Here is a 15,014-nt window from a genome sequence, read left to right on the forward strand (position 1 = left end):
GCTACATTGGTGTTGCTGCCTACAAAGAACTCATAGGTGAAAGTATGTCCTCCCGGATCAGAGGCAGTAATGGTAGAACTACCTGATGGATCACCAGAACAGTTGACTTGATCAGAGACCGGAGTTTCACCCATGGTGATGGTCTCCAGGCTTTCGGTCACAGTCACCACTACGGCTGCAGACAGACATCCGGTAGCAATGTTGGTTGCTTCCACGGTGTAATCACCGGCATCGAGCCCGACGATGTGGTTGGTAGTCGCACCCGAGACGTTGATGGCAGTTGCGGTAGCACCTTTTTGAGTACCGATATCAGCGCCATTGGCGATGACGGTTCCTGTATTAGAGTTACCGATGTACCAGGAATAAGTAAAGTCAGTGGCTGCATTAGTGAATGCACCATCTGCTACATCAGTCAATTCAATTTCACCTTCAGGGAATGCTGCACTGCCAAGACAGGTAGTGACCTGTGTCAGGTTGACATCTCCAGGATCGGTATCATCGATAACAGGGGTGGTCGGATTACTAGATAAGGATAAGGTTGCGGTATTTGAACAGTTATCCGAATTAGTCACTCTTACAGTATAAGTATTGTTACCTACAGGAGCACTTAGTCCGGTTATCGTATTTGACTCAGTACCTGTAAAGTTCACATCAGAGTTGTTGCCGGCATTGTCACCTACCGTCAATACGGCACCCGAATCATCGGCACCAACAAACCATTCGAACGTGTATCCTGTAGTCACACCCGGGCCTCCTCCTTCATCTACTGAAGCAGTTAGCGAACCATTACCAACGCCACAACTAGTATTGGTTGTTACTTCTGATATTGAGATAGTAGGGAAATTTCCAGATGGGTCATCGATTATTACGACAGGCAGAAAACCGGTTTCACACCCAGTTTCTGTATGAATGGCATAGACTTGATAGGTACCGGCGGCCAGGTCTGTTAAGTTATTTGCGTTTCCATCAACGGCTGCGTCAACGGCGGTTTTACCGGTAATTGGAAGTCCTCCGTCATCTAACCATGACCAAGTGTAATCTGTTTTCGGTTGGCCAAAGACGTTTGCAATTATTTGGCCATTTGCTGCAGCAGGGTCACAGGACGTATTGTTATTGATAATAGCATTCGAAAACGACGGAATTTCGGAATTGTCCAAAATTGTAACATCTGTAAAAGCAGTACAGGCATTATCTCTATTGATAACAAGGACTCTGTATGTATTGTCTTCCAAGTCAGTAAAAGTATAGTCTCCGTCAGCATCTATAAATGGTCCAGCATACGGTGCAACCGTGGTATCTGTTCCTGTATAGATTTCATACTTATAACCTGCCGTAGGGTCGCCAATAGCCGTGGAAGCTGTAATTCGCTGAGTACCATTTCCATTTACACAATAGGTATCAGCAGTTTTTGTTTGTCTTACAAGTACTGGTTCTTGTTCTTGGAGATTAATGATTATAGGAATGTCATCTGTAGGACAGCCGGTAATATTGTTTACAATAGACAATGTATAAGTGCCTTCAGGCAGCGTATCAAAATAACCTGTTGTATTTTCAGCTAAAGGGCTGCCAGAAGAGTTTGTTCCAGCGAAAAGCTGAAAGTAGTAAGGTGCTACTTCAAAAACCACGTCATCCATAAAGTTTCCTACAGACAGACTACCGCCAGCTGTGCTTATTGCTTCGAATGAAAATCTGGAAATGGTTTGCCCATCTGGAATTGTGTACTCGCCAGAGTATCTTACCCAATCAGCTGTGCCTGTAGAAAATTGGCCTATTTCTATTGGTGTTACAGCGGCAGGGTCATCGATTTTAAGTGCTACAACATCAGTACCTTGTCTGCCTCTATGTCCGAAGGACCAATTCATTCGTACTCCAGGTTTGGTTACCACATCGAAATAGAAAGTGCCGGGGTTGTTGGCGTTGATCTCTGCAAACTGATTGCCTTCCAAAGCAGGTACACCCTGAAACCCACTTTTCCAATATTCTAACACAAGATCTGTGGACGACCAACCATCCGCTAGCGATTGATCAAATATTTTGAATGTACTTGAACCAAACTCCGTTAGAATATCCGGAACCTCAAAACTGCCATTTTGAATGGCCTCAAACTCGTCTGTATTAACAGCTGCCATATTGACTCCAGTGGCATCAATAATACCATCAGCGGCACCAACACCATTACATGATGTTACATCAGTAACCGCAATTTCATTAAACGGCGGTGTCGAAGGGAAGACAAGCGTTTCTTCAATGGTAAAATATTCACGGCCCACACAACCAGTAGCAATTTCCTCAACAGTAACCAAGTAATTGCCTGCGGAAAGTAGTTGAGCTACTTCATTTTGAGTTCCACTTACCGTGGAAATTTCGTTTTCAGCTAGTGCATTTGAACCACTATAATAGGTGAAAGTATAATCTGTAATAGATTGCCCTGCTATTTCAGCAGATGCCGAGCCATTGCCATTGGTTGTACATGAAGTGTTATCAGAAAGCGTTAATGTAACCGCTGGAGAATTTGAATTATCCAAAATTTCAATGGTTAATGGAGCAGAAATACAACCAGTTTGCTTATGCTGAACTTCAACTGTATAAAAGCCAGCTTCAAGGTTATGATATCTTTGCCCCGAAACACCCATGCCGTTGTTTCCCGAAGCACTAAAATCAGGTGTTGCTTTTACTTGTGTTCCGTCATACCAGTTGAATGTATATTGAGAGTTGGCTCCATCAGAACCCGCAATAATCTCACCGCTATTTGGGTCTGTACAGTCTGTAATATGCGTTGTGCTTACTTCAAAAATACCAGGAGGTGTTTGATCAGTATCAACAGTTTCGGAGAGTGTTGTTTCACAACCGGAAGTTTCATCGGTAACTACTACTGAATAGGTTCTGGCCTCTAAATTAATCGCGGTTGGTCCAACGGCAACTACTGTTGTGAAGTCATTGCCAAGGTACCAAGTGAAGTCATATCCTGTTGTTACCTGGGAACCACCTTCTATCACGTAAGCATCTAATATACCGTCCGGCGTGTCACAATTAAGGAGATCTTGCGTCTTGGTAATGCCCACTACCGGATTGTTAGAGACTAGTTGAATGGTGATATCTTCTACATTTGACGTACAAGAGTTAGTTTGTGAAGAAGCGATGACTTGATAATTACCTTCTGCCAACGCAGTATACCTATTACCGGTAAATATGGTATCATTAAAATTGTTGTTTTGAAACCAATGAAAGTCAAAGCCTGCAGTAATTTCACCGCTCAGTGCGTCTGTTACACCCTGAATAACCAGGTCGTCAAGGTAATAAAATTCATCATTTCTTCCATTTTTCACCTTTGCTCGAATGCTGATCGAATTTCCTGTAATACCTTCGAGAGTTGCAGTTAATGACCCAAAATTTCCGGATTGGATTCCGTTGGAGAGTGCCTGTTCGCTTCCATCAACTACTGCATATAACCTCATGAAATCGTTGAAGGTATCGTTTTTCGCACTGGATCTCATACCGACAGATACTTTAGCCGATTGATAGCTGGATATATCAATGGTTTCTGATTCCCATACGGCTGTACCATCTACATCTGCAAAGAAGAGCTCGTTGGTAACTCCCGTGAATGAAACCTCCAGATTGTCTGCTCCTGAAGGAGCAGTAGTAAAACTCCATGATGTACTTCCATTGTCGACTTCATCACCAGGTGTCAGATTATCAAAGTTTTCATTCCATAGGTTGGTTATCGTTTCTGATACGGTACCAAAGTAAAATACCTTAGCATCACCGTTATCCGGTTTGGTAGGATCGCATTTTATATTATGACTGATTACTTCGTGTTGGAGATCAAAATTCGTAGAGGTTACTCCTATAAAATCTAAATTATTGGTGTCGTCACATTCAGGAACTGGTCTCACAAAATCGGTAACCGGTGGGTTTTGTGCTCCTGCATCATTTATAGATACATATAGGTCAAAATTCCCTCCTTGACCAACCACCGTTTTTGTGATAAAAAGCGTATCACCCACAGCAAAGTTGGAGAAGTTCTCTGTTACTGTATTGAGTTTTGTGGAAGTAGCTAAATCTGGAGCGCCATTGTAAAAAGTGATAGGCATCGTACCAGTCAAGTCTGTATCTCCCGTATTTTCAATTCGTATGGTGACGTTAAATTCCCCTTCCGGACATTGTGCCTGCCCCACGCTGGTGATTTCGATGAGATCGATATCGGGAGATATATAGGAAGGACACCCGGTTTCGTTCAAATAAGGTGCTTGGTTTAGAAATGCGTTAAGGGGTCTGTTGTCGCCCGTAGTACATACGTTAGTAGAAAAGACTTTCCCCGGATCTTGCTGATTGGTAGGAATGGTCAAGTCATCATTGATGTTGACATTGAAATAACCATGTTGATTCCAAATAGGCCTTGAAGGTTGCCAATTTTCACCACCATCAGCTTCGAACACTCTGATGTGACCATATCGTCCATTACTGTATGGAGTAAACGAAGTGTTGTCATCGAATGAACAGGAAACACATATTTCACTCGCTCCGTCTCCATCGACGTCTGCTACCACAGGATATTCTTCGAAAGTACGGGAAGTACATTTAATCTGCTTCAGAGAATTACCAGTGGTGCCATCAATGATATGGACATAGGTTTCCCCGCGGTAGATCACCTCCGCTGCTTTGTCATCATTGAAGTCAAAGACCGTACATCCAGTAAATCCAGAGGAACCCTCGTTGATGTCTTTATATCCCAATCCACCATTCCAAGTGGTTAATGGAACCATATTCTCATCTAATGCGTATAGCCGCTGCTTAGATACGAATGTACAATTGAGTTGACCATCTCCATCGATATCTGCAATATTGATACGACCGGTACCTGCAGAGTGATTTTGAGGGGGGAGAAACGTGATAACATTGAAATTAATTACATCCCAAAAGACCGCAGCTGTTCTTATTGATCCGCTCACGTATTGACCACCACTAATGATAACATCTATGTTACCATCTTGATTGTAATCAGCAATAGAGGCAGTATTGAAGTTCCAACCCCAGCCATTTTTTATGGCAAACTCACTTCCAGGAGGAAGGACATCGTTAATATCACGTTCGAGTGTTCTTGTTCCAACAGGATCCACGGTTCTGTCTGTTTGATCAGGGATGTCGACACTGTAAATTTTACCTCCGGCAACAATCTCGAGGCCTTCACAATTGGCGCAGGCAGCATCAGGTAATATATCAATAGCTACAGTACCATGAATAACGTCATCTTGGAAGTCTCCAAGGCCAGCAATAATCACACCGCCGGTATTTGCATTTCTGATTTCATTTCCGTGCAAAAGTTCCACAATTCCATCGCCATTGAAATCGGCGAGAGAGATCAACCCCACTTTGTTACCGGTGTTGGTATTGGGTATACTCCAAAGTACAGAATCCAGACTACAATTGTAAGCTCTTAAATTTCCATTTTTAAAACCTCTAACAAAAATGGTCGCACAGTCAGCATCAATACCTGTTGCTAATGCCTCCTCTGCCGAGATGTTGAGATTTGCAATAGCTACTGTCTTGGCAATATCAAATCCTACATCAAGTGGACCATGTTCGGTATTACCGTTAGCTCCATTTAATACGGTTACTGTGTTGAGATATCTGTTTGTAGTTACGACTTCCGGTGTTCCGTCACCATCGATGTCTCCAATTGCCGGAGTGACAGAGTTAAACGCGGTAAGATCATCTGAACCCCATTGTAATTTGATTTCAAAGGCTGGGTTTTGTGTAGCAGGGTCCTGGCACAAAACAGAATTGCCAAAATAGAAGTCATCACAAAATTCGTCTCCAGAACAGGCACTGTCGTAACAGTCCACGAAGCCGTTATTATCATTGTCTATACCATCACCGCAGATTTCCTGCGCAACCAGTAGGTTGGGTACAAGACATAGGAGTAGGGCAAAAATCTTTCTATAGCTATTCATACGATTGAAGACAAGGTTCCACTTTTTAATGCCTCAATGATAAAAAAAGTAACCGACAGTGTATAAAGCTGATTTGGTTTCAAGTTTGAGTTCAATGAGGCTAAATTTTGCATTAAAGGTAATTTAAAAAATGTGAAGTGTACTTTTTTTATAAAAAATATCACTAATACAAGGTGGTTTTTCGATGAATTTACGGATTTTACTTATAAACTAGGTAAAAATTACGTCCGTTATCGGGCCATAAATATGGATCCACTACTTTCATTACCACTATCCGAACAGCTGATAAAATAATAATACATGCCATCAGGCAAGGAAGAACCATTGGATTTATTGCCATCCCAAACGCAATCATCCGCACCTCCGTCGGCGTTAAATGAAATTTCTCTTATACGTCTTCCTTTGCTGTCGAAGATCACAACCTGGCAATCAGTAGTACCCACATTGGAAACCTCCCAACAGTCGCTGATTCCATCTCCATTTGGTGTAAAGCTTTTAGCTCCCTGGATACCTGGTATAACGAGTGTAACGGAGTCCTTTTCCTGGCAACCGAGTTGGTCTATTCCGTAAACTGAAATCAGCTGTCGGCTTGTGACAGTAACTTCAACTGTGGTAAGGGTTGTGTCATTAATGTACAGCGCCGGTTCCCATGCCGGAGCATCTGTATTGTTTACGTTAAGTGTTAACTTGGTTTGATCTTCTTGCAATTCGATTTTTTTCCCTATTGTTAAATCTGTAACATCGATGACATTGGGGCTTGCCGCTACAATTTCTATCCCTCCAGTAGTATAGTTGGTGACATTCACCGGATTAGAATCAAAAACACATTTTACGTCATTGGTCAGGGTAACGAATACAGCTTGCTCTTCAACCACGTTTGCAATGGATATTGTGCTAATTGTGGTGGTGCCAGTTTTCCATTCATAATTTGGATAGGGGGTTCCGACCCTTAGAGTTAGTGCGACATCTTTACACTTCTCATAGTTCATAGTGTCGGTATTATCTGAGATGATCAAATCCAAATCAGTACCAGTAGGTGGTGCTAATATGGTTATAGTCGAGCTGGCTGGCGTGTAAGTACAGTCAGCATCGTCAATACCATCATACTTTGCGGTTACGGCAACCTCATAATTTCCGGCAGTGCTAAAGGCATGATTGACCGGGCTTCCGGTTTCAACAGCGCTTCCATCTTTATAGTCCCAATTGTTAATAATTGTTAGTGCCCCATCTCCAGTTGATGTCGCTGTGAAATCAACTGCAACACCTTCGCAGATTGTCGCATCAGACGCCGTGAAACTTGAAGTAGGAGGGGCTACAGTCGTTAGAGTTCTGGCAGCACTTGTGTACGAGCAACCTGACACAGCTATTGTTACACTATAATCACCAGCAGCAGTGGCGGCTAACAAAGTAGGATCCGTTTGAACTGGCGCAAAGCTGACCCCGTTTAGTTTCCAGTCATAGGTGTGTCCTGCAAATTGATTGGTGGACAAATTTAAGGTCGTACCAGTACAGAAGTAGTCCGGTTTGGTATTGTTGACTGTTATGGCAGGTAAGCCTGTCACACTTATAGACAATGCTGCTGAAGTTTTCTGACAACCACCAGCTCCACTGGATGTGGTAGTTAGGTAATAGTCTCCTGAGCCCTCCACTGTAATTCCCGAAATGGTAGGCACTTTAGTAGTACTTGTATACCCATTAGGTCCTGTCCACAAATAGGAACTTGATGGGTCTTCAGTATCTACATTTAAAGTTATGTTATCTCCAGCACAGGGTGTTGCATCAGATGCTGAGACGGTAGCCGCATTATAAGTTCCTCCAGGAGCAGTGACAACCAGGGCTGCTGACTCTGTCTGACAGCCCACATTATCTGAGATGGTTACGGTGTAGCTGCCGGCAGTACTTACATTGGACAAAGTGTTTGTTGTTTGTCCTACTTCAACGATGTTGTTTTTTTTCCATACATAACTATACCCTGATTTAGGCGCAACAAGATCTATCATATCTCCTGCACAGAGTGCGGTAGATCCTGAAGGGGTAATGACTGGTACGAAACAAATTTCATTTAACCTGGTAGCTAAGTTTCCAGCTCCCTCTGCTGTTGAATTGTTTGTATACACAAAGTCAGGTCTGCCATCAGAATCTATATCCGTTATCTTAATATTTCTTGAGTTATTCGCATTTGATTCGGCTACTAGTCCTACGCTATAGCTTGCGCTAGCAATAGTACCAGGATTGGTATTCATCACCACATAATATCCATTGTTTGCTCCAAAAGAGGCTACTGCGATATCTAAATCGCCATCGCCATCGATGTCGCCAAGGTCCAACCCCCAGCTGGTATTTATCCCTAATACTTGAATGGGAGAGCTCATTGTTATATCCTGTCCGGCAGTACTTGAAGTATTTTCGGATATTTCAATTATATCGCTGCTACTGATATCTGAATTAGTCAAAACAATGTCCATAAAACCATCGCGATCCATATCTCCTGCTTTCAATGCTCTTATATTACTATTGGTATTGGTAAATAGGGGGGACCTGAAAGTGAAAGTTCCTGGTTGACTGTTGTTTTGCCAGATATAATATCCGGGCTCAGTAAAATTAGAGGCTATGATTTCTGGAAAACCATCATTATTCAAATCGGCAATATCCAGACCGCCAAGTCCGGCTGTTCCAGAATTTTCACTTGACGTCAGCGAATTTGATGTAGATGACAGATTTATGTTCCCATTTATACTGTTGTTTTCGAAAAAGAATATCGAATTATCATCTTCAGCAGTAACCACGACTTCAGGCCTTCCATCTAAATCAAGATCTCCAAGAGCAATTCGTCCAGGTTTTCTAAACAGAGATCCATTTTGAGGAATAGCTACTTCTTCTTTTGCTTCGAATCCACCTACCTGATTATTACGATAAGTATATATTTTACCTTCGCCGCCAAGCTCGTTGGCAATCAAATCTGCAAAACCATCACCGTCTAGGTCTCCGCAGATTACATTAGTCACAGCAAAAGAATTAGATATTGTAGTGGAAGTAAAATTTGCATCTCCTACGGTGGATGAATTAGTGAAAATTGATATTTCAACGCTTCCAACATTTGAAATAGCCACATCTAAATCTCCGTCATTGTCAAAGTCACAAGTACATAAGTCCTGGGTCTGAGTTTTGCTAGTAGCAAAAATTTCTTGAGAGCTCACATTACTAGATACATTTGAACCGTCTGTAAAAGATTGTCCGTCGAAGGTGAGGTTGAATTTTTCGATAGAATATCCGGCGCCATTTGTGGTGTGCAGTACGGTAATTTGTTCAAAACTTGCTCCAAACGGTACCTCTATTGTTAAAAGATTGCTATTGACGACATTAAGATTGGTTCCTTTGGCACCACCAAAATAAACAACCGTTGCTCCTGTCAGATTACTCCCACTGATATTAACGACATCCCCAACTGAAGCTTTGGCTGGGCTTATGCTATTTACATAAGGAGCCTGAGCACTTGCAGATAGTAAACTTACAAACATCAAAAAGATTGCTATTAAGTACTTAGTCATCATTCGATTATTCTTTTTTCTCATATCTGATTATTGTACCACATTTAGGATGTACACATGATTTAGGTTTTGGCGTTTACTCCATTTTTTTTGCTCGTCCATAGCAATACCCATTGTAGCCCCTTTGTGCACAACAACTACATATTTTTTATCCTCCAATGATTGTAGATGGCCTACTAGAGACCCATGAAATCCCATTTCGAAAATTTTATCACTATAATCTTCTGCCTCTTCATAGGTAATAAACTCGCCAGCTACTACATGGTGACCTGCCGGTAATTCCAAAATATTGCCAGGAACTCTTCTGTGTGTGTTTGGCGGTAGTTCTGCGTGATCAGGTGTGTCGGTCAATGCATCGTGCCATTTTAATGTTTTTGTTTTTGTACTATCAATACGTGTCTGAATGTAAGTTGCTCCAATTTCCCAAACACCGTCAGATTTCGTTCTATGTTGAAGTGGGGTGTCATGATCGATTTCCTCTTTTACAACATCAGCTGTTGATTCATTTGTGGTTGCCACGGTCGTAGCAGTTGGATTTGTTTGCGGTGTTGTAGCAGGTGTTGTTGTAGCAGGTGTTTCTGTGGTCTGTGTTTCTGTGGTCTGTGTTGCTACTTGACTTGCAGCCGCAGCTTGTTGTGCACGTTGCTCGGCAGCCTTAGCTCTCTGTTGCGCGAGGTATTGGCTTCTTGTTGAGCTTTTGGATTTTTCGTGCTTGGATTTTTTGAAGTTATGAATAAAAGAGACAGCTTGTCTCTGGTTTTTCTTTTTCTCTCCAAGTTGTAGTCCCAAACTGAGTTCAAAGGTTCCAGAAGAAAATCCGTCCAACTCGGTTTTACCATACTCATAAGCAAAACCAATTGCTCCTTTTTCTTGAATTTTTATTCCAAACAATGCGCCGGCACCGGCGTCTTGTCGATAATTAAGGCCTGCCCAAATTACATGACCAATATGTGCAATGACTGCTGCTTCGTATTGGGAGAGGTTGACTGTGGAAAACCTATATATAAGGTGTGGTTCTATGGAAAAATCTTTATTGATCAAGTGTCTGTAATTGGCTTGAAGTGTTAAATTTTCGTAAGGCGCTAATTTCACCTCGCTAAAGCCATTTGTGTCCACAGTATTCCTTCCTATCAGATTTGGAACAGACAAGGCAACATTAAGATTTTCGTAGTAATAAGAAACACCAAGATCGGCCATTAAAAATGACGTATTCGACAATGCTAATAGTGTAGGGTCAATCCCTGCATCTACATCATAAGTTGTATATCCTCCACCAATCGAAAGACCGAACCGTAAGAACTGCTTTCGATCCAACTCTAGTAAATAACCAGCTGATACTTTTGCGCCGGATGTTTTAATAGCATTTTCGTTATTGTTGAAAGCTAAAGCGCCAACTGAAATGTTATTTTCGAGTGGGGTGCTGAAGCTGAGGTGAGAAAATGCAGGAGCTCCTTCCAGTCCAATCCACTGTTGTCGATGCACACCAAAAAAGGTAGTGTAGCCTGTCGCACCAGCATATGCAGGATTAATTACATATGGGTTCATAAAAAACTGGCTGTAGACTTTCTGATCCTGGGCAGATAGATTATTCCCTGCAAGAAATAATGAGAGCAGGAATACTAATATTCTTTTTTTCATATGTTACACACCTGATCGTTAAAATAAATCATTAAAATCTCTGTTTTTATTCTAACATTAGTAAATGTCAAATCTAATTTAAAAATAGTAAACTATAGAAATTAGACTCAACACAATACAATAATTCCAAAAAATGGATATTATTATCAAAATATGAATATTTTTTGCTCATTGTCCTTTATAGTGAATGATAATGATTTAAAAATTGTAATTTGCAAATCTTGAAACATACAATGATTGTCAATACAAGAAACATGAAAAGGTTATTATTTATAGGGCTACTATTTGTTTCATTTTCCGGCCATGCCCAGTTTTGGTTTGGTCCTAAAGTAGGCGGACAGATTATTTTACCCCGATATCAGGTTGCTGCTCATAAGGACTCCTTTAATGTAAGCAGCAAAGTAAACTGGCATGCAGGACTAGCAATGGACTACTCCACTGAAGGTGCTTTTGAAGTTCATACTGAGGTCGTATATCTTCGAGTCAATAATCGCGTACGTCCAAAGGATTTATTTCCGGATCAGAGTTTGGATAATAAAACTGTAAACCATTTCATTACCGCTCCACTAATGGCACGCGTTGTTTTTATGAAGAATAGCCGATTCAAAGTTTTCGTGGAAGCTGGCCCACGCCTGAGTTGGTGGCTGGGAGGTAAGGGAACAATTATTTCCGACGAAACTGAAGAAAATGCTTCTATACCTGGTGAAGCTGTAAATTATGACATCCTATTCTTGGATAAAGAACTAGAAGAACTCAATGTCGGTGACTATACGGATAAGCTTATAGTTACCAAGCCAAATAGACTACAATATGCGTTGGACTTTGGTGTAGGCTGGCTTTTTGATGTTACTCCCACCCAAAGGGTAATTGTTGATGCTAAAATTAGCTGGGCGCATTCAAATCTGGCATTCACTGATGGTACTAGATTTTCTAATATCAATGACTATAGAGAGGATACTGAGTATCGCTCTCATATGTTTATGGTATCTATTGCTTACATGTTTGGATTCAACCCAGAATTAACACTAAAAGGAAAAAGCTCGTCCAACGTTGGAGGGAAGAAGGAGAAAAAATATAAGAGATAAATAAAGGAATTAAGTATCTAATTGAATCTTACTTTTTCTTACGAGGCATCAGGTGTTCATCCACAATACTTCTCAGGAAAGTCTTACTGGTATTGATAGTAGGGTCGCTGTATACGTAAGCCGACAGGTCAGCTATTACACCTGGTTTGTATCCCAACTTTAGAGCTATTTTTTCACAGAAATCAATTTCAGATTGAAATACCTTGCCATCAACTTTCATCAATTGAACAATATTGAAGAGGTATTCAAATTTAGTGTCTGGTGGTAGATCCTGAAGGTCAGGAATGGGCATAGGATTGTCTATGATAGTTTCAATATCGTCTTCAGTAAGCCCATGCAGATTACCCAAATAGTGAATCATTTTTGATTCTGGTTCGGCAATAAAATTATCAACCTTTGACAGGTGAACAAGCAAACTTAGTTGCTGCTTTACATCTAACTCTGAAGACATATATATTGATTTAGGCTGTGTTCTTGATTCTTAAAGAAAGTACAAGTTCAGTAATTTGTTTGAATTATTCAAATTAAATGAATTTTTGAAATATATACTTTAATAAATCGAATGAAGAGAATTTTTTTTATAAAAACTGTCATTTTATTTTGGTTATAACGATTCCTGAAATATTATTGCATTAATGAAAATGATAAACAACAATACAAACTGGTGGTGGAGCATTTTGCAAGCAAGATGTGATCGGCCCTAGTATGTATTGAAACATATAAAATAACAAAGCCCCGATCATCGGGGCTTTTTTTTTGCCAAAAATTGACATGAAACAGATTAAAATTTTTTCAAAAACTCGCGAGATACTGGGTGATATACTTACACCAGTGAGTATCTATCTTAAAATCAGAGACAGATTTCCAAATTCATTTTTATTAGAAAGTTCAGATTACCATGCTAAGGAGAATAGTATATCGTACATAGGCTTTTCTCCTTTGGCGGAATTTAGAGTGGATAAGGACCACGTGATACAACAATTGCCAGAACTTGAAGCGGAGACTAGACCGATTTCAAATCTTAACGTGAAGCAGGCGTTCTATGAATTTAGCGATGCCTTTTCTACAGAAAAGAATGAAAGTGAAGGATTTACCAAAGCAGGTCTTTTCGGATTTACCGCTTATGAAGCAGTTCAGCTTTTTGAGAATATAAAGTTCGACACTAAAAAGGCTTCTGCATTTGATATCCCACTGATGCAATATTTCTTTTTTGAATATGTGATCGCATTTGATCATTTTTCTAATAAAATATTTATCACGCACAATGCTCTTGAAGATAAGAGCCAGGAATATCATTTAGATGAGATCGAAATGATGATATCATCGAATAATACACCAGAATACTCTTTTCAATCTGATGGCAAGGTAGAATCGAATATGACAGATGCCGAATATCGCGACAGCGTATTGAAGGCCATTGCACATTGTCAAAGAGGGGATACCTTTCAAATGGTGTTATCGAGAAACTTTAGCACCAAGTTTAATGGGGATGAATTTTTGCTTTATAGAGCACTTAGAAGCATAAATCCCTCTCCTTATCTGTTTTACTTTGATTATGGTTCGTTCAAGATATTTGGCTCCTCTCCAGAGGCTCAATTGGAAGTGAATGATGGTGTGGCCTCAATATTCCCAATTGCCGGAACCTATAAACGTACTGGTGATGACGAAAAGGACGCGGAATCCGCCAGGGCACTTTTTGAGGATGAAAAAGAGAATTCTGAACATGTTATGCTAGTGGATCTGGCGCGCAATGATTTGAGTAAATCGGGTGATCGCGTAAATGTTGAGAAATTCAAGGAGATCCAATTCTTTTCACATGTCATTCATTTAGTTTCTAAGGTTTCAACCTTCCTGAAGAAAGGAAAAACAGCAATTGATTTGGCTGCTGATACGTTTCCAGCAGGAACGCTCTCAGGTGCGCCAAAACACCGAGCTATGCAATTAATTGACGAATACGAAAATACGCAACGGGGGTATTATGGTGGCATGATTGGATTGATGGATTTTCATGGTAATTTCAATCATGCCATTGTGATCCGCTCATTTTTAAGTCAAAACAACACGTTGCATTTCAGGGCTGGGGCAGGCGTAGTGGCCAAGTCAGATCCTGATAGCGAGGTTCAGGAAGTATACAATAAGGTTGGAGCACTCCAATCAGCCATAAGAAAAGCAGATAGTATTAATCAAAAGTTAGAAGCACAGAAATAATGAAGACCTTGGTTTTAGATAATTACGATTCATTCACCTACAATCTTGTGCATATACTGCGTGAGCTTGGCTGCGATGAAAATATGGAAGTTTTTAGGAATGATGAAATCAGTCTTGAAGACGTTGGTAAATATGACAGAATACTGCTATCACCGGGCCCAGGTCTGCCTGATGAGAGTGGAATCTTACTTGATGTGATTAAAACCTATGCAAAGGACAAATCAATATTAGGTGTTTGCCTTGGGCATCAAGCTATTGGCGAAGTGTTTGGGGCAAAACTTTATAACATGCCTACTGTGCTTCATGGTATTGCAACCAGTGTAAAAATTGAGTCTCCAGATGTATTGTTTGAAGGTATTCCGGAAAAATTTAAAGTCTGTAGATATCACAGCTGGGCCATAGATCCGAAAAATTCGGGTGAGCTTAAAATCACCGCTACGGATGAGAATGGGGAAATTATGGCCGTTGCGCATAAAGAGTATGCTGTGCGAGGGGTACAGTTTCATCCTGAATCTATACTAACCGAACATGGCATCAAATTAATTGAAAACTGGATTAACGCTTAACCTCAAATAATAAAC

General features: G+C 40.7%; 7 protein-coding genes. 3 read left to right on the forward strand and 4 right to left on the reverse strand.

The window, feature by feature from the left end:
* The 3 genes from ABJD64_RS08625 to ABJD64_RS08635 all read right to left on the reverse strand — a co-directional run.
* Positions 1-5,954, reverse strand: a 5,954-nt coding sequence (locus ABJD64_RS08625) for a hypothetical protein (protein ID WP_348195067.1), incomplete at its 3' end; no start/stop codon positions are given.
* A gap of 230 nt (positions 5,955-6,184) precedes the next feature.
* Positions 6,185-9,526: an FG-GAP-like repeat-containing protein gene (locus ABJD64_RS08630; RefSeq protein ID WP_348181845.1), complete on the reverse strand. Its 3,342-nt coding sequence runs from the start codon at positions 9,524-9,526 to the stop codon at positions 6,185-6,187.
* Between the two features lie 6 nt (positions 9,527-9,532).
* On the reverse strand, positions 9,533-11,140 hold the full coding sequence (locus tag ABJD64_RS08635) for a type IX secretion system membrane protein PorP/SprF (RefSeq protein ID WP_348181846.1): 1,608 nt from the start codon (positions 11,138-11,140) through the stop codon (positions 9,533-9,535).
* Between the two features lie 254 nt (positions 11,141-11,394).
* Here ABJD64_RS08635 and ABJD64_RS08640 point away from each other — a divergent pair, with 254 nt between their 5' ends.
* Positions 11,395-12,225, forward strand: coding sequence for an outer membrane beta-barrel protein (locus tag ABJD64_RS08640; RefSeq protein ID WP_348181847.1), 831 nt, complete (start codon positions 11,395-11,397; stop codon positions 12,223-12,225).
* Between the two features lie 28 nt (positions 12,226-12,253).
* Here the strand turns inward: ABJD64_RS08640 and ABJD64_RS08645 are convergent, their stop codons facing one another.
* Positions 12,254-12,676: a TerB family tellurite resistance protein gene (locus tag ABJD64_RS08645; RefSeq protein WP_348181848.1), complete on the reverse strand. Its 423-nt coding sequence runs from the start codon at positions 12,674-12,676 to the stop codon at positions 12,254-12,256.
* A gap of 320 nt (positions 12,677-12,996) precedes the next feature.
* Here ABJD64_RS08645 and ABJD64_RS08650 point away from each other — a divergent pair, with 320 nt between their 5' ends.
* Positions 12,997-14,433 carry an anthranilate synthase component I family protein gene (locus tag ABJD64_RS08650; protein ID WP_348181849.1) on the forward strand — a complete coding sequence of 479 codons (1,437 nt, stop codon included), beginning with the start codon at positions 12,997-12,999 and terminating at the stop codon, positions 14,431-14,433.
* Complete coding sequence (locus ABJD64_RS08655) at positions 14,433-14,999, forward strand: aminodeoxychorismate/anthranilate synthase component II (RefSeq protein ID WP_348181850.1); 567 nt, start codon at positions 14,433-14,435, stop codon at positions 14,997-14,999. Before ABJD64_RS08650 ends, ABJD64_RS08655 begins: the two co-directional genes overlap by 1 nt.
* Positions 15,000-15,014 lie beyond the last annotated feature (15 nt).

Source organism: Reichenbachiella sp. (assembly GCF_039944555.1).
Classification (GTDB): domain Bacteria; phylum Bacteroidota; class Bacteroidia; order Cytophagales; family Cyclobacteriaceae; genus Reichenbachiella.